At 64.3% G+C, this 16,876-nt stretch carries 14 protein-coding genes; 7 read left to right on the top strand and 7 right to left on the bottom strand.

Annotated features, from left to right (window positions below; genetic code table 11):
- Window positions 1-8: 8 nt before the first annotated feature.
- From ACREP4_RS09325 to rnfB, 5 genes are all read left to right on the top strand, one after another.
- On the top strand, window positions 9-3,587 hold the full coding sequence (locus ACREP4_RS09325; protein ID WP_431595907.1) for a M1 family aminopeptidase: 3,579 nt from the start codon (window positions 9-11) through the stop codon (window positions 3,585-3,587).
- Between the two features lie 331 nt (window positions 3,588-3,918).
- Window positions 3,919-4,365, top strand: coding sequence for a DUF2147 domain-containing protein (locus ACREP4_RS09320; RefSeq protein WP_431595906.1), 447 nt, complete (start codon window positions 3,919-3,921; stop codon window positions 4,363-4,365).
- A 234-nt stretch (window positions 4,366-4,599) separates the two neighbouring features.
- The gene (metG, locus tag ACREP4_RS09315; RefSeq protein WP_431595905.1) at window positions 4,600-6,681 is read left to right on the top strand and encodes a methionine--tRNA ligase; all 2,082 of its coding nucleotides are present in this window, start codon (window positions 4,600-4,602) and stop codon (window positions 6,679-6,681) included.
- A gap of 156 nt (window positions 6,682-6,837) precedes the next feature.
- A complete protein-coding gene (locus tag ACREP4_RS09310) occupies window positions 6,838-7,428 on the top strand; it encodes an HAD family hydrolase (RefSeq protein ID WP_431595904.1) in 591 nt (196 codons plus the stop codon).
- A gap of 55 nt (window positions 7,429-7,483) precedes the next feature.
- Window positions 7,484-7,945 (top strand): Rnf electron transport complex subunit RnfB, encoded by a 462-nt coding sequence (gene rnfB / locus ACREP4_RS09305; protein ID WP_431595903.1) that lies wholly within the window; start codon window positions 7,484-7,486, stop codon window positions 7,943-7,945.
- A 141-nt stretch (window positions 7,946-8,086) separates the two neighbouring features.
- Here rnfB and ACREP4_RS09300 read toward each other — a convergent pair whose 3' ends face one another.
- Both ACREP4_RS09300 and ACREP4_RS09295 read right to left on the bottom strand, forming a co-directional pair.
- The gene (locus tag ACREP4_RS09300) at window positions 8,087-8,434 is read right to left on the bottom strand and encodes a RidA family protein (protein WP_431595902.1); all 348 of its coding nucleotides are present in this window, start codon (window positions 8,432-8,434) and stop codon (window positions 8,087-8,089) included.
- Complete coding sequence (locus ACREP4_RS09295; protein WP_431595901.1) at window positions 8,431-9,066, bottom strand: DUF998 domain-containing protein; 636 nt, start codon at window positions 9,064-9,066, stop codon at window positions 8,431-8,433. Before ACREP4_RS09295 ends, ACREP4_RS09300 begins: the two co-directional genes overlap by 4 nt.
- A gap of 225 nt (window positions 9,067-9,291) precedes the next feature.
- On the opposite strand from ACREP4_RS09295, the gene mprF reads away from it, so the two are divergent.
- Window positions 9,292-11,841 (top strand): bifunctional lysylphosphatidylglycerol flippase/synthetase MprF, encoded by a 2,550-nt coding sequence (gene mprF, locus ACREP4_RS09290; RefSeq protein ID WP_431595900.1) that lies wholly within the window; start codon window positions 9,292-9,294, stop codon window positions 11,839-11,841.
- A 59-nt stretch (window positions 11,842-11,900) separates the two neighbouring features.
- Here mprF and ACREP4_RS09285 read toward each other — a convergent pair whose 3' ends face one another.
- The 4 genes from ACREP4_RS09285 to thpR form a co-directional block, all read right to left on the bottom strand.
- Window positions 11,901-13,247: a virulence factor family protein gene (locus ACREP4_RS09285; RefSeq protein WP_431595899.1), complete on the bottom strand. Its 1,347-nt coding sequence runs from the start codon at window positions 13,245-13,247 to the stop codon at window positions 11,901-11,903.
- An 84-nt stretch (window positions 13,248-13,331) separates the two neighbouring features.
- On the bottom strand, window positions 13,332-13,514 hold the full coding sequence (locus ACREP4_RS09280) for an oxidoreductase-like domain-containing protein (RefSeq protein ID WP_431595898.1): 183 nt from the start codon (window positions 13,512-13,514) through the stop codon (window positions 13,332-13,334).
- Between the two features lie 63 nt (window positions 13,515-13,577).
- Window positions 13,578-14,183, bottom strand: coding sequence for an HD domain-containing protein (locus ACREP4_RS09275; RefSeq protein ID WP_431595897.1), 606 nt, complete (start codon window positions 14,181-14,183; stop codon window positions 13,578-13,580).
- 152 nt (window positions 14,184-14,335) lie between these two features.
- The gene (gene thpR, locus ACREP4_RS09270) at window positions 14,336-14,923 is read right to left on the bottom strand and encodes an RNA 2',3'-cyclic phosphodiesterase (protein ID WP_431595896.1); all 588 of its coding nucleotides are present in this window, start codon (window positions 14,921-14,923) and stop codon (window positions 14,336-14,338) included.
- 367 nt (window positions 14,924-15,290) lie between these two features.
- On the opposite strand from thpR, the gene ACREP4_RS09265 reads away from it, so the two are divergent.
- The gene (locus ACREP4_RS09265) at window positions 15,291-16,388 is read left to right on the top strand and encodes a transglutaminase domain-containing protein (RefSeq protein ID WP_431595895.1); all 1,098 of its coding nucleotides are present in this window, start codon (window positions 15,291-15,293) and stop codon (window positions 16,386-16,388) included.
- A 95-nt stretch (window positions 16,389-16,483) separates the two neighbouring features.
- On the opposite strand, the gene ACREP4_RS09260 is transcribed toward ACREP4_RS09265, so the two are convergent.
- Window positions 16,484-16,816 (bottom strand): zinc ribbon domain-containing protein YjdM, encoded by a 333-nt coding sequence (locus tag ACREP4_RS09260; RefSeq protein ID WP_431595894.1) that lies wholly within the window; start codon window positions 16,814-16,816, stop codon window positions 16,484-16,486.
- Between the last annotated feature and the right edge of the window lie 60 nt (window positions 16,817-16,876).

Raw genomic sequence — 16,876 nt, 5'->3', positions numbered from 1 at the left:
GACAACCCATGACCTTCGCCTTCCTGCGCTTCGAGCTGCGCGAGCAGCTCCGCTCTCCCTTGCTGTGGCTGCTTGCGGTGCTGTTCGCCCTGCTCGCCTTCGGTGCCGCGTCCAGTGACGCCATCCAGATCGGCGGCAGCATCGGCAACGTGCATCGCAATGCACCGTCGGTGGTTGCCACCCTCATGACCTCCTTCACCCTGCTCGGGCTGCTGGTGGTCACGCTGTTCGTCAGCAATGCGTTGCTGCGTGACTTTGAACCGGGTACGGCCGAGCTGGTGTTCTCGAGTCCGATCAAACGCCGCGACTACCTGCTCGGCCGCCTCGGCGCAGCGCTGCTCGCCAGTCTGTTGATGTACGTGATCATCGCGGCGGGCCTGTTCGTCGCCCAGTTCATGCCGTGGATCGATGCCGCACGCCTCGGCCCGGTGTCGTTGCAGCCGTACCTGTGGTCGTTCGTGTACATGGTGCTGCCGAATGTGTTGTTCACCACCGCGCTGTTGGCAGTGCTGGCAGTAACCACCCGCAACATCCTGTGGGTGTACATCGGCGTCATCGTGTTCTTCGTGCTGTACGGCGTCAGCCGCGCCATCCTGGTCGACATCGACAACCAGCGCCTGTCCTCGCTGCTCGATCCGCTGGGCATGCGTGCGATGTCACAGGCCATGCGCTATTGGTCGGCCGAAGAGCGCAACACCGGCCTGCCCGCCTTCACCGGCTATTTGTTGGAGAACCGCGTGCTCTGGTTGGCGGTGACCGGTGCACTGTTCGCCGCCACCTTCGCCTTGTTCCGCACCGAGCGCAGTGGCACCGGCCGCAGCCGTCGCAAGAACACCGCTGCCGTCGCCACCAGCGACAGTACGCGTCCCAACGTGGTCGCACCCAAGGTCACGCCGGTGTTCAACCTCGCCACCGGCTGGAAGCAGTTGCTGCGCCAGGTGAGCTTCGATGCGATCGGTGTGTTCCGCAGCGCGCCGTTTCTGGTGCTGCTGGCGTTGGGCATGGCCAACTTCATTCCCAGCGCGTTGTTCCGCAAAACCATGTACGGCACGCCCAGTTGGCCGGTGACCTCGCAGATGCTGGAGGCACTGCAACAGAGCTACAGCTTCCTGCTGATCATCATCGTATTGTTCTATGCCGGCGAGCTGGTCTGGCGTGAACGCAGCGCGCGCATCGACGGCATCAGCAATGCCATGCCGGTGCCGAACTGGGTGCCGCTGCTGGGCAAGTTCCTCACCCTGGTTGCGGTGGTTGCTGCATTCCAGGCCGTGGGCGGGCTCACCGCCATCATCATCCAGTTGAGCAAGGGCTACACGCAGATCGAACCGCTGCTGTACCTGAAAACCCTGTCGCTGGATTCGGTGGTCTACCTCCTGATGGGCGGCATGGCGTTGGTGCTGCAGGTACTGAGCAACAACAAGTTTCTCGGCTATGCGCTGTTGATTTTGATGCTGATCGGGCAGTCCGTGCTGGGCATGCTCGACTACACGCAGAACCTCTACAACTTCGGCAGCTGGCCCATCGCGCCGTATTCGGACATGAATGGTTACGGCCATTTCCTGACCGGCCAGCTCGTGTTCCAGGGGTACTGGGCGTTGTTCCTGCTGGTGCTGTTGCTGCTGTGCGCCGCCTTGTGGGTGCGCGGCGTGGATTCGGGCTGGCGTCAACGCCTGCGTCTTGCGCGCCATCGTTTGAGCGGCAAGCTCGGTGCGGCGCTGGCGGTTGCGCTGGTGGCATTCGTGGCGTGCGCCGGCTGGTTGTACTGGAGCACCAACATCCGCAACGAGTTCGTCTCGCCGGACCAGTCACTGGATCGCCAGGCCCGCTACGAGCGTGAGTACCGTAAGTACAAGGATCTGCCGCAGCCGCGCATCATCGCCATCGACAACAACGTCGATCTGCATCCGGAAGACCAGTCGGTGCGCATCGATGGCCGTTACCGCGTGCGCAACACGCATGCTGCGGCGATTCCCGCCATCCACGTGGCGATGGGCGACGACCCCACGCTGACGGCCATCGACATGGGCGGCGCCAAGCTGACCCAGCACGATGAAGAACTGGGCTACCGCATCTACACGCTGGATAAACCGCTGCAGCCCGGCGAAGAACGCGACATCACCTTCACCGTGGACATCCACCCCAACGGCATCACCGCCGACCAGGCGCAGAGCCAGATCGTCGACAACGGCAGCTTCTTCAACAGCCGCGTGCTGCCGTCGTTTGGCTATGACAGCGGCATTGAGATCAGCGACCGCAACGAGCGCCGCAAGCGTGACCTCGGCGAACCTACGCGCATGCCCAAGCTGGAGGATCAAGCCGCACGCGCCAATACCTACATCTCCAACGATTCGGACTGGCTGGATTTCCGCACCACCGTCTGCACTGCGCCAGACCAGATTGCGCTGGCGCCGGGCTATCTGCAGAAGGAGTTTGAACGCGACGGCCGCCGCTGCTTCAGCTACGCGATGGACCGGCCGATGCTCAACTTCTATGCGTATCTGTCGGCGCGTTGGGCGGTGAAGAAAGCCACCTACAAGGACATCCCGATCGAGATCTACTACGACCCCAAGCATCCGTACAACGTGGACCGGATGATCGAGGGCGTGCAGAAATCACTGGCCTATTACGAAGCCAACTTCAGCCCGTATCAGCACCGCCAGGTGCGCATCATCGAGTTCCCGGGCTACCGGTCGTTCGCCCAGAGTTTTGCCAACACCATCCCGTACTCCGAATCCATCGGCTTCATCGCCGACCTGCGTGACAAGAACGACATCGACTACGTGTTCTATGTCACCGCGCACGAAGTCGCGCATCAATGGTGGGCGCACCAGATCATCGGGGCCAACGTGCAGGGCGCCACCGTGTTGTCCGAGTCGCTGTCGCAGTACTCGGCATTGATGGTGATGGAGAAGGAATACGGGCGCACCCACATGCGTCAGTTCCTGAAGGAAGAACTGGACAGCTATTTGTCCGGGCGCGGCGGTGAGGACGTCGAAGAACTGCCGCTGTACCGCGTGGAGAACCAGCAATACATCCATTACCGCAAGGGCTCGGTGGTGTTCTACCGCCTGCGCGAGGAAATGGGCGAAGAAGCACTGAACCGCGCATTGAACCGCTTCATCCAGGCCAAGGCATTCCAGCAACCGCCGTACACCACCTCGGCCGAATTGCTGGAGTTCATCCGTGCCGAAGCCAAGCCCGAACAGCAGGCCTTGATCACCGACCTGTTCGAGAAGATCAGCTTCTACGACAACCGCGTGGTGGAAGCGACCGCCAGGAAGCGCAGTGACGGCCGCTACGACGTCACCCTGCAACTGCACGCCGACAAGCGCTACGCCGACGGCGTGGGCAAGGAGACCGCCGGCGCGCTGGACGACTGGATCGAAGTCGCCGTGTTTGCCAGCGGCGCCTCGGGCAAGGAGCGCGATGAGAAGGTGCTGTATCTGCAGCGCCACCACATCACGACCAGCTCGCCGACCATCACCGTGACCGTCGACCAGAAGCCGGACGAAGCCGGATTCGACCCGTACAACAAACTGATCGACCGCGTCTCCGCCGACAACCGCAAGCGGGTGACGTTGCAGTAGGCATGTGCTCAACGCTCCTGCTCAACGCTCCTGCTCAAAGCCCCTCTCCCATTCATGGGAGAGGGGTTGGGGTGAGGGCAGCTCCTGGTTTGGCTTTTGCCTTCCTTCAGCGGAAGCGCCAAAGAAGCAACAGCCAAAGCCCCCCTCATCCGCCCCGTTGGGGCACCTTCTCCCACGCACGGGAGGAGGGAGCACTCGAGCATGGCTGCAATTCCCACGCCCAAACTGCTTTGAATCTGCTGCACCGCGGATTCCGTACGGCGTCGAATGGCGTTACATTCGGCAGCGTACCGGCGCCGCCGGCAACCGAAACACACCCTGGGAGGGATGAATGCGCACCACGATCAAAACCCTGTTGCTGGCCCTGCCGCTGATGGCCGCCGGCTTCTCCGCCAGCGCTTCGGACAGCGCCGCCGGCCGCTGGAAAACCATTGATGACGAAACCGGCCGGGTGAAGTCCATCGTCGAAATCACCCAGGCCACCAACGGCAACCTGAGCGGCAAGGTCCTGCAGGTATTGCAGTCCGCCCAAGGCCCGAATCCGGTCTGTGACAAGTGCGATGGCGCCAACAAGGGCAAGCCGATCGCAGGCATGACCATCCTCTGGAACCTGCGCCCGGACGGCACCAACAAGTGGGCCAACGGCACCATCCTGGACCCGGCCAAGGGCAAGACCTACAGCTCCAAGATCGCCCTGGTGGAGAACGGCCGCAAGCTGGAAGTCTCCGGCTGCATCGCCTTCATCTGCCGCACCCAGACCTGGCTGCGCGACCAGTAAGCCGCTTTAAAGCCCCTCTCCCGCCTGCGGGAGAGGGGTTGGGGTGAGGGGAAGCTTCTAGCTATACAAAGTCAGAAGCTCCCCCCTCATCCGCCCTTCGGGCACCTTCTCCCGCCTGCGGGAGAAGGAAGCACATCCAGCTCCGTGCTCGCGTCACCCCAGCCCCGGCACTGCCGGGGCTGCCTGTTTTCCGGCGTGCGATAATCCGGCGTTCCCTCGCTGCAAATGATGGCCATGACCCGCAACGCCCTAGTCACCAACGCCCTGCCCTACGCCAATGGCCCGCTGCACCTCGGCCACCTGGTGGGTTACATCCAAGCCGACATCTGGGTGCGTGCGCGGCGAATGATGGGCGAAAAGGTCTGGTACGTCTGCGCTGACGACACCCACGGCACGCCGATCATGCTGGCTGCCGAGAAGGCTGGCGTGACCCCGGAAGCCTTCATCGCCAACGTCCAGGCCGGCCACGAGCGCGACTTTGCCGCGTTCGGCGTGGATTTTGACCATTACGACTCGACCAACTCGGCCACCAACCGCGAGCTGACCGAGGCGCTGTACAGCAAGCTCGACGCCGCCAGCCACATCAGCCGTCGCTCGATCGCACAGTTCTACGATCCGGCCAAGGGCATGTTCCTGCCGGACCGCTACATCAAGGGCACCTGCCCCAAGTGCAAGTCGCCCGACCAGTACGGCGACAACTGCGAAGTCTGCGGTGCCACCTATGGCCCGACCGACCTGATCGAGCCGAAGTCGGTGGTCTCCGGCGCTACCCCGGAAATGCGCGATTCGGAGCATTACTTCTTCGAGGTCGGCCGCTTCCAGGAGTTCCTGCGCGAATGGCTGACCGGCGACGTCGCCCTGCCCGGCGTGAAGGCCAAGCTGGCCGAATGGCTGGATGCCGAAGGCGGCCTGCGTGCGTGGGATATCTCGCGTGATGCGCCCTACTTCGGCTTTGAAATCCCCGGCGCACCCGGCAAGTATTTCTACGTGTGGCTGGACGCGCCGATCGGCTACCTGTCCAGCTTCAAGAACCTGTGCGCCAAGACCGGCGACGACTTCGACGCCGTGCTGGCGGCCGGCAGCAGCACCGAACTGCATCATTTCATCGGCAAGGACATCGTCAACTTCCACGGTCTGTTCTGGCCGGCGGTACTGCACGGCACCGGCCTGCGCGCGCCGACCAAGCTGCACGTCAACGGTTACCTGACCGTGGACGGCGCCAAGATGAGCAAGTCGCGCGGCACCTTCATCATGGCTCGCACCTATCTGGATGCCGGGCTGGCACCGGAAGCGCTGCGTTACTACTTTGCGGCCAAGTCCTCCGGCGGCGTTGACGATCTGGATTTGAACCTGACCGACTTCACCGCGCGCGTGAACGCGGATCTGGTTGGCAAGTTCGTCAACCTGGCCAGCCGCTGCGCCGGTTTCATCGCCAAGCGCTTCGACGGCAAGCTGGCCGACGTGCTGCCGGATCCGGCCCAGTACGACCGCTTCATCGCGGCACTGGCACCGGTGCGTGAGGCCTACGAACGCAACGACGCGGCCGCCGCCATCCGCCTGACCATGACGCTGGCCGATGAAGCCAACAAGTACATCGACGACACCAAGCCATGGGTGATTGCCAAGCAAGAAGGCGCCGATGCCGAACTGCAGGCGGTCTGCACCCAGGGCCTGAATCTGTTCCGCGTGCTGGTGGCCGCGCTCAAGCCGGTACTGCCGGCCACCGCGCTGCAGGCCGAGGCGTTCCTCAACGCCCCGGTGCTTGGCTGGGACGACATCGCCACGCCGCTCACCGCCCACAGCATCGCTACCTATATGCCGCTGTTCACCCGTATCGACCCCAAGATGATTGACGCAATGACCGACGCTTCCAAGGACACCCTCGCCGCCGCGCCCGCCGCCGCTGAAGCCAAACCTGCCAAGGCTGAAAAGCCGGCCAAGGTCGAGGCCAAGCCGGAAGCCAAGGCCGACGGTGAAGCCTCCGCGTACATCGGCATTGACGATTTCGCCAAGCTCGATCTGCGTATCGGCAAGGTGCTGGAGTGCGGTTTTGTCGAAGGCTCGGACAAGCTGCTGCGCTTCCTGCTGGACGCCGGTGATCTGGGCCAGCGCCAGATTTTCTCGGGCATCCGTGGCAGCTACGCCGAACCGGAAACGCTGGTCGGCCGCAACGTGGTGTTCATCGCCAACCTGGCCCCGCGCAAAATGCGCTTCGGCCTGAGCGAAGGCATGATCCTGTCGGCCGGTTTCGACGGCGGCGCGCTTGCCCTGCTGGATGCCGATGCGGGCGCATTGCCGGGCATGCCGGTTAGGTAATGCTTGAGCTGGGATTGGGGAATAGGGAACAGGGAACGTGGCTGCATCGCAACTGATGGTTCACTGAGCTGTTGTTGAAGGTTCGTCATCCGACCTCGTTAAAACGCAAGCAGACCCTTCATTCCCCAACCCCACAGTCCCCGCTCCCCGCCCCCCATGCACCTCGCCCTGTTCGACTTCGACCACACCATCACCGTCTGTGACACGTACAGCCGCTTTCTGCGGCGCGTGGCCACGCCGGAACAGCGCGCGCAGGCGTGGTGGCGGATCGGCCCGTGGTTGCTGGCGTATCGCTTGAAATTGATCTCGGCCGAACGCATCCGCCGCCGTGTCACTTCGCAGGTTTTCACCGGTCGCCATGCCGGCGAAATCACCCAGATGGCCCGCGACTACGCACGCGAGCACCTGCCCGGCATGGTGCGGCCGGAGATGCTGGAGCAGATCCAGTGGCACAAGGCGCAGGGGCACACGGTTGCAGTGGTTTCGGCCTCGATTGATCTGTACCTGCAGCACTGGTGCGATGCGCAGGGTTTGCAGATGATCTGCAACACGCTGGAAGTGCAGGACAACCGCTTCACCGGCCGCTACGCCGACGGCGACTGTGGGCCGCGCAAAGTGGTGCACATCCGCAAGCAATTTGATCTGAGCCGCTTCCAGCGCATCCACGCCTACGGCGACAGCCGTGAAGACAAACCGATGCTGGCACTGGCGCATGAGCGCTGGTATCGCGGCAAATGCCTGTCCTGAGCCCCTCTCCCTCCGGGAGAGGGGTTGGGGTGAGGGCACACAGCAGAACTACGAAATGACGACTCAACCCTCATCCGACGCTGCGCGCCACCTTCTCTCAAAGGGAGAAGGGATTGCCGCGCTGGTCGAACGCCTGGACCAACTGCTGCCGCAAACCCAATGCGGGCAATGCGGTTTTGATGGCTGCCGCCCGTATGCCGAGGCGATGGCGCGTGGCGAAGCCGGCGTGGATCACTGCCCGCCCGGCGGCGATGCCGGTGCGCGCGCGTTGGCGCATGTCTTGAACGTTGTCGCGGTGCCGTTCGACCGCAGCCGCGGCGAACACAAACCCCCTCAAGTGGCGGTCATCGTTGAAGCCGACTGCATCGGCTGCACCAAATGCATCCAGGCCTGCCCGGTGGATGCCATTGTTGGCGGCGCCAAGTACATGCACACCGTGTTGGCCGATCTGTGCACCGGCTGCGAGCTGTGCATCCCACCGTGTCCGGTGGATTGCATCGAACTGCACCAGCGCTAATCGGTAGGCGCGGCCTCAGCCGCGAAGCCGGTGTGACTGCAATTGCGTGGATGGGCGCGATCCCGCGGATCGTTGACCAGGCACCATCACGCGCTGGACAGCCCCGGACGTCACAAGCTCCGGGGCATTCCGAATGACCGCTTACGGCACCGCAGCGGTGATCACGATCTCGATCTTCCACGCCGGGTTGGCCAGCTTGGCCTGCACGGTGGCGCGGGCCGGGGTGGCATCTTTCGGAACCCACTTGTCCCAGGCTTCATTCATGCCGGGGAAGTCGGCGATATCGGCGAGGAAAATTTCCGCACGCAGGATGTTGGTCTTGTCGGTGGGCGCCAGACGCAGCAGATCGTCGATGGCCTGCAGCACCTGTTCGGTCTGGCCGACGATATCGGCGCTGGTGTCTTCAGGCACCTGGCCGGCCAGGTAGGCCACGCCGTGGTGGATGGTCATTTCCGACATGCGCGGGCCGGTATCGAAACGTTCGATCATGGGGGCGTTTCCCTCGGTTGGATGTGGCGGCCATTGTGACCCGAACCGGAAGTTTCAGCTGGTTCTTTGTGCAGCCGCCGCCACGCGGCAATGGCCACCATCAACAGCCAGCCCACCACCAGTGCGATCACCAGCTTCTGGCCAAGCCCGCGTGGGCTTTCGCGCCACAGCACATGCGCCCACAGACCAACGAAGGTCAGCCACGCCCACCACCACGCCCAGCGATGCAGCGGTGACCAGCGCGGGTCGCGGGCAAAACACCAGGCCTGCAGCAGCATCGCCACGGTCACGCAAAGGAACGCGGTCTGCGCCGACACGCCATGCACCAGCGGCGCCAGCAACGGCGCACGCTCCGGCAACCAACTGTCACCAATGGCGACCGTGGCCAAACTCAATCCGGCAATGGTGAACAACGCAGGCGGCAAGCCGCGACGCGCCACGCCGCGTGCCTGCGCGTACAACGTCCACGCCAGCAAACCGATGGCCAAGGCCAGCAGGCAATACGCCACGCGCAGCAGCAGGCCGTGCGGGCCATGCAGGTACAGGCTCAACGTGGCCCACGCCCAATCCAGATCGGCGCGTGCGAATTGCAGCCAGGTTGCGCAGATCGCGAACGAAACCAGCGCCAGCATGGCCACAGCCAGACTTGCCCGTGCCCGTCGCTGTCCAGGGTGCGCAGTGGTTTGCATCGATACATCGCCGCCAATGTGGAATCCGGCCAGTCTAGGCGCAGCGACGGGCCTTGGTTGGCTGAAGGAACAAACAATACACAGCAGCGGCTTTGCATCGCCGTCACGCACTGGCGATAGTCTTGGCGACCCGCGCCGACACCGGCGCTCCAGCCGTCACCGCCGCGCATGAGTGCTCCTTCCGCCGTACCGGACCAGAAAACTGCCGGCTGGCGCCGCTTCATCGCCATTGCGATCACGCTGGCGGTCATGGGCTTGGCACTGCATGCCCTGGCCGGGCAGTTTGACGACCACGGCTATCATCAGATCCGCACGGCGTTGAAGGGGCTGTCATGGCCGCAATTGCTGATGGCGACGCTGCTGGGCATGGTCAGCTACGCCTGCCTGATTGGCTTTGACGCCATTGGCCTGCGCCGCGCAAGACAGCGCCTGCCTGTCAGCCGCATCGGCATCACCGCCTTCCTCGCCCACGCTGCCGGACAAACGCTTGGGTTCGCGGCATTGACCGGCGGCGCCATCCGCCTGCGCAGTTACGGTCGGGCCGGACTCAGCCTGGCCGAGATCGGCCAGGTGGTGCTGATGTCCACCCTGGGTTTCATCTTCGGCGCGTGGTTGCTGCTGGGCCTGGCCATGTGGCTGGAACCCGACGCGGCAGCGCGCGCCCTGCCGATCACCATCCCCGTCGTGCGTGCGCTGGGCATCGGCATGCTGGTGTTGTTTGTGGCGATGCTGGCGGTGGTCGGCAGGCACGGGCACAGCATCGGTTGGCGCACGCACCACATCTGGATTCCCAACCGGCGCACGGTGCTGGAAGTCACCGCACTGAGCGTGGTCGAACTGAGCTTGGCATCGGCCGCGTTCTATGTGCTGCTGCCTGCGCAGGCGGAAATCGGCTTTATTGGATTTGTCGGGCTGTATCTGGTGGCGGTCGTGGCCGGCTTGATCTCCACCGTGCCGGCCGGTCTGGGTGTATTTGAGTGGAGCCTGCTCAAGCTGCTGCCGCAGATTGCGCCGGCGGCCATCCTCGCCGCAGCAGTGGCCTACCGCGTCACCTATTACCTGTTGCCGCTGCTGCTGTCGGCGTTGCTCGCGGCGGTGGCCAGCGTGCGTCGCCCGCTTCGCAGTGGTGCGGGCGCGGCATGGAGTGCATTGCGGCCGTGGCTGCCGCAGATCATCGCGCTGGCGGTGTTCGCGGTCGGCGCGCTGCTGGTGATCGACGGCACCTTGCCGGTGCCGCGTCACCGCATCCTGCCCGCGCCATTGCCGCTGGTGGAAACCTCACACCTGCTCGGCAGCCTCGGCGGCGTTGCCCTGCTGTTGATCGGCCAGGGCTTGCAGCGGCGCAGCCACGTTGCGTGGTTGATTGCGTTGGCGTTATGCGTGGCATTGCCGATACCGGCATGGCTGCGCGGTGGTCACGCGCTGGTGGCGTTGACGCTGCCGCTGGTCGCTATTGCCTTGTGGGCGGCGCGGCGCGAGTTCTACCGCGAAGGCGCGCTGCTTGATGAAGCCTGGTCGTGGCCGTGGCTGCGCAATGTCGCCTTGGTGTTGGTGGCCACGGTGTGGCTGCTGTTCTTTGTCTACAGCCACGTCGAATACCAGAACGAACTGTGGTGGCAGTTCGCCACCTCGGGTAACGCACCGCGCGCATTGCGTGCGCTGTTGCTGATCAGCGTGGTGGTGATCGTGTTCGGGCTGGCGCGCCTACTGCACAGCACCCGCAGTCCGCTGCCTGCGCCAACCGGCGAGACGCTGGAACTGCTGCGCCCGGTATTGGCGCAGGCACACGACACCCAAGCCTGCCTGTCGATGACCGGCGACAAGGCCATCCTGCGCAGCGAACACGGCGATGGCTTCGTGATGATGCAGCGCTACGGCGGCTCGCTGGTGTCGATGGGCGATCCGGTCGGCCCGCCCGCTATTGCACGCGATCTGATCTGGAAATTCCGCGAGGAAGCCGACCGCCTCGGTCTGCGTCCGGTCTTCTACCAGACCAGCGACAAGTATTGGCAGACCTATCTCGACCTCGGCCTGACGCTGGTGAAACTGGGAGAGGAAGCGATGGTGCCGCTGCAGAATTTCAGCCTCACCGGCAGCACCCGCGCCGATCTGCGGCAAGCGTGGAATCGCGGCAAGCGCTCGGCATTGAGCTTTCGCCTGGTGGAAGCGGCAGAGGTGCCGCCGCTGTTGCCGCAATTGCGCGCCATCTCCGATGGCTGGCTGGAAGAAAAATCCGGCGAGGAGAAAGGCTTCTCGCTGGGCAATTTCGACGACGCCTATCTGTGCCGCTTCCCGGTCGCGCTGGTCGAGGCCGAAGGCCGCATCGTCGCCTTCGCCAACGTCTGGCAGGCACCGGCCGGGCATGAGTTGTCGGTGGACCTGATGCGCCACCTGCCCGACGCGCCGAAAGGCACGATGGATTTCCTGTTCATCGAACTGTTTCTGTGGGGCGCAGCCAACGGCTATACGCGCTTCTCGCTGGGCATGGCGCCGCTTACCGGACTGGCCGACCACCGGCTGGCTGGCCGCTGGAACCGATTCGCCACGCTGGTGGCGCGCCACGGTGAACGCTTCTATGGCTTCGGCGGACTGAGGCGCTTCAAATCGAAATTCTCCCCGGACTGGCGCCCCCGTTACCTCGCCGCCCCCGGCGGCATGCATCTGCCCGCAGCATTGTTGGATGTCACCCGGCTGATCTCGCTGGACCCGCAGCGTTAGAGGCTGGGAGTGGGGAACAGGGAACGGGGAATGCGGCGGTACGGGAATTCAAGCCGCAACTACGGTTTTGCCGGTTCCTTCAGCTGCTGCAGGATCACCCTTGCCAGCGCGGCGTAGTCGCCCTCGAAATGATGATCCCCCGGTAGCTTCACCACCTGCGCGCCGCCTGCCGGCAGCTGCGGGCACAGCGCGCCGTCGTCATCCGCGCCGTAGATGCACAGCGTGCGTTGCGGCGACAGCTTCGCCACTTCCGGTGCGATCGGCAGGCCATCGTCGGCACCGCCACCGATCCAGCTGCTGACGTGGAATTCGTAATCGGCGTTGGTGCCGGCCGACATCAACGCAGTCATGCGCAGCATTGACGAGGTACTCGGTGGCAATTCATTGATGGCCGCCGGCAATACATCGGCGCCCTGTGAAAAGCCAACCAACAGCAACTTCGGGCGCTGCCACCGGCGCGCGTAATGCTGCGCGATGCGATCCAGATCCGCTGCAAAACCGGCCGGCGTGCGTTCGCTCCAGAAGTAGCGCAGCGAATCCACGCCGACCACGGAAACACCCGCCTGCGCCAACGCGCCTGCAACTTCCTTGTCCAGACCGGCCCAACCGCCATCGCCGGAAACAAAGATCGCGAAGGTATCGCCCTGCCCGCTTGCCGGCACTTCCACCAACGGCAGACCGTCCAGTTCCTGCGGCACCGGCGGCAAGCTGACGCCCTGTTGCGCACCCAACACGCGCGCAGCTGCGACTTCCCCCGGCAATGCACTGCCGCTGCGCGTGCGTTGGAACTGGCGCGCCAACGGCACCGCGCCGACGAAGGCGTTCACGGTAGCCGCGGAGCACGCATGGCTGCCGTTACCTGCAGCAGTCAGCCACGGGAAACGCAGTGGCTGCGGCAGCAGCGCGCGGTCATGGATGGCATCGCCGCAGGTCATCTTTCCCGCACTCCATTGCGGGCAGAAACTGTCGGTCAACAGGCCCGCAAACACCTGCGGCGCGGCCTGGCTTGCCACGGCATACGCCAGCGCGGCACCTGCGCCATCACCGCCCAGAATCGGCAGGCGATAGGTGGCCACGCGGTAATAGGCCTGCACGTAGCGCGAGAAATTTTCCACGTCACCGGCAGAGAAACCGCAGCTCCCCTTTTCTTTGGCCAGCACCCGCTGCAGATGCGCGGTGTCGATATCCACCACCATCGCACCGTCGTCGCGCAGCGCCTGCAGCCGTGCCTGTCGTTGCGCAGGCGTGTCGTTGCCGGAAAACCACAACACCACACGTTGCGGCGAACCCTTGGGCAAGTGCACCGGCACGTTTTCAAAACGGCCGTGACTGACCTGCTCGGCGGCCAGCGCTGGTGCCGATTGCACGGCCAATGCCACCATCATGCCCAGCAACGCACGCACCATGGATGAGCTCTCAGGAGTGGAAAACTGAAGCCTACGCCTGCCGGCGCGGGAGAAATGTCGGGGCCGCCGCGTCGCGTGCCCGCATCAATCCGCCGCGTCAGGGTGACGCAACTTCCACGCCGCAAGCGCCAACCGGTACTGGCCCAGCTCGTCGGAATACAGGTCCAGCACGCACAGCGGGCAGCCGCTGCCGCAGCACTCGTTGGGGCCGGGTTCCTCAGGCGGTTGCGGACGGGGATCGGGGTCGACGATGGGGATTGGATTCATTGCACTGGCCACACGGGCCGGCTCGGCAGCACGGTGGCGCGCATTTTAGCCAACCTGGGCCGCTCAGCTGGTGATGCGGCGCAGATTGGCGCGTGCCGCGGCGTCGTAGCGTTCATGAAAGTAGTCGCTGAAGAAGATGCGCGGCTGCGCCAACACGCCTTTCAGGAAGCGGCGCCGATTGATGCGGAACAAAAATCCCGGCACCTTGCCGCTGTATTCCTGGGCGATGCCACGGTCGTAGGCATCGAACACTGCGGGCGGCGCGCCGAGGATGGCCATGTCGCTGTCCAGGAACAAGGCCGCATCGGCGTCCAGTTCTTCTGCCCGCAGTTGCCCGTGACGGGCGGTCAGTTCGATCAATTCGGCCACGCGTGACGCATCCACGCCGGCGTCCGGAAGCCACTGCCCAATCGCAGCAACGGCCAACTGCGCGGACCGCAGTTCGTTGTCGCTGCGCCCGGCTTCGTAGATCGCATCGTGGTACAGCACCGCCAACGCCACTTCACGCGGCTGCTTCCAGCCCGGGCCATCAGCGACATCGCGGTAGTGATGCAGCAACGCCTGTACATGCGCGAAGTTGTGATACGCACGCGGCGGTTGCGCGTAGGCCGCTTCAAGTTCGGCCAATTGTTGCGACGGCAGGGACAGCGCCAGCGAGAGGGTTTCCATGCACGCATCCTGCCTCACAGGGTGGACGCGGGTAAACGCCCCGCGCAGGCGCGGCTTCAGCCGCGAAGCCGGTAGAGCCAACATTCCGACACAGCGTGATTACAGATCTTCCGGGGGCGGAAGCAGCACCTGCTTCGCGGCTGAAGCCGCTCCTACCCCAGCTGCCAGCGGCCTTCCAGCTGGTAGCGGCTTTGACCGAGGAAGCTGCGGATCAACACGAACTCGCGCACGAACCAACGCAGCGGCTGCACCGGCTGGATCGGCATGCGGCGCTTGTCATACAGCAGCGTCATATGCGGGGTGAAACGCGGGTCGGTCTTGCCGCCCACGCCCTGCAGACAGCGCGCCAGTTCTTCGTGCAGGCCGGTCAGCAGTTCGGCGCCATATTCGCTGCGCAGCACGAATGGGTTCTGGCGGTTGCCGGCAAAGCTACCCACCTGGTCGAAACAGACCTCGAACTCGGGCATGCGCACGCGGCCGGCGGCCTGGCGCATCTTGGCCAACAGACTGGGCGGAAGACCGGCGTAGTCGCCGACGTGATGCAGTGTGATGTGCAGGCGCTCGCACGCCAGCGGATGCCCTTCCAGCCCATGTTCGTCCCGCAGCCCATCGGCCAGCTCGGCAACCCGCTCAGCGGTGAGCGGATCCGGCAGCACCGCAAAAAACAGGCGCTCGGTGGGGATGTCACTGCCAATGCCCAGCGAGAGCTGTGCCTGGTCAGAGGGAAGGAACTTGTTCATGGTTTCGCGTCGAACGCCGCCGGCTGGCCTGCAGGTAACGGCCGCCGATACTGACTGGGGCCGCGGATACTAGCAGACCCCACCCATCACTGGGACGCCCGCTGGACAAATTATAGCCAGCGCCCGGCGACCCAAGCGCTCCGGGGCCTGCCGAAGGTTATCCACATGTTTGCCAAGGGCTGATCCACACGGCCTGTGGATTGCGCAGCGTCACTGCCGGCGGCATGTCGGGCGGAGGTCGATGCGGCTCGCGACCGGTGCCTCATACCAACGCTAAACGACTCGCTCAGCGTTGATCCGGCACTCACGCCGGTCCATCTGCACAGGCATACACTCGGGCTGCCGCAGCAACCTCCGGGTGGTCGCCATGATCGGTTGGAACGCCTTTGCCCTGCTTGCCGTCACCTCGCTCTCGCCGACGCCTGCGCCGCTGCCGGCCGTGGACATTCCGCCGCCCGAGCAGGTCATGGTCATCCCGCCTGAGATAAAAGCGCTGCTGCGCGAGCGCGTTACCAACACCACCAACGCACCGGAAAAACGCCTGCAACGGCTGGTCGAAGTGATTTTCGAGCCCGACGGTCTGGGCCTGCAGTACGACACCAATGCGACCCTGACCATCGCCGAAACCTGGCAGCAGCGCCGCGCCAATTGCCTGTCCTTCACCCTGCTGTTCGTCGCCCTGGCCCGCGAAGTTGGGCTGGAGGCGCATGTGCAGGAGGTCGGCCAAGTGGTTACCTGGTATCAGGAACAGGGGCTGATTTTCAACGCCGGCCACGTCAACGCCGGGCTGCGCGTGAACGGCCGCATCGCCACGATGGACTTGGACAGCAACGTGCTCTACGACAGCCGTGGTCCGCGACAGATATCCGACCGACGGGCACTGGCACATTTCTACAACAACCGTGGCGCCGACCGGCTGGCCGAGCACGACTACCCGGGAGCGCGCCGCTACTTCGACCTGTCGCTGCAGATGGAGCCCCGCTTCGTGCCGGCCTGGAGCAACCTGGGCGTGCTCAATTCGCGGGTCAATGACCTGAACGCCGCCAGCCACGATTTCGAGACAGCACTGTCGATCAACAAGGACCACGCCCCGTCGCTGCACAACGCCTCCAAGCTGTATCTGCAGATGGGCGACACGCGCCGCGCCGGGCAGTTGCAGAAGCGGCTGGAGCGCTCACGCAACAGTGATCCGTTCTACCAGTTCATGCAGGGCGTACAGGCCGAACGCGCCGCCGATTACGCGCTGGCGGTGCATTACTACGGCAAGGCGGTGCGGCTTTACAGCCGCGCGCACCAGTTCCATTTCGGGCTGGCGCGGGCCTATTTCCTGAGCGGCAACAACCGCATGGCCGAACGTGAAATGACCCGCGCCCGCGCCCTGGGAGGCAGCGACGAGCAACGGGCCATTTACCAGACCAAGCTGGATGGCATTCGGCGCCTGGAGGCGCGTCATGCGGCGCACTGAGCTGGGGCTGGGAACGGGGAGTTGGGAGCGGGGAATGAGGGGTTCGTAGCGGCTGTGCTGCTGCGGGCCCTTCAGGCGTTACCCACTCCTGCTTCTCAAGCCTTGCGCAGGAAGCAGGTCTTCAGCACCAGTCCCTTGATCTTGTCCGAGTTGCCTTCGATGTTTTCGGCATCGTCCTCGACCAGGCGGATGTTGCGGATCACCGTGCCCTGCTTGAGCGGGATCGAGGAGCCCTTCACCTTCAGGTCCTTGATGACCGTGACCGTGTCGCCGGCCACCAGCACGTTGCCATTGCTGTCGCGCACGACCAGTTCGCTGGCTGCCGCCTCACCGGGCGTCCATTCATGGCCGCAATCGGCGCAGATCCACAGCGCACCATCGGGGTAGACGTTCTGCAGCGAGCACTGCGGGCAGGAAGAGACGGACATGACAGCTCCCGGAACATGAAGGGGCCGGGCATTGTAGCCGCTCACGGTCGCTCTCACGCT

The organism is Stenotrophomonas sp., from assembly GCF_050737575.1.
Classification (GTDB): Bacteria; Pseudomonadota; Gammaproteobacteria; order Xanthomonadales; family Xanthomonadaceae; genus Stenotrophomonas.
The sequence above is the reverse complement of the archived record's forward strand: the minus strand, read 5'-3'. Positions and strand labels throughout refer to the sequence as shown.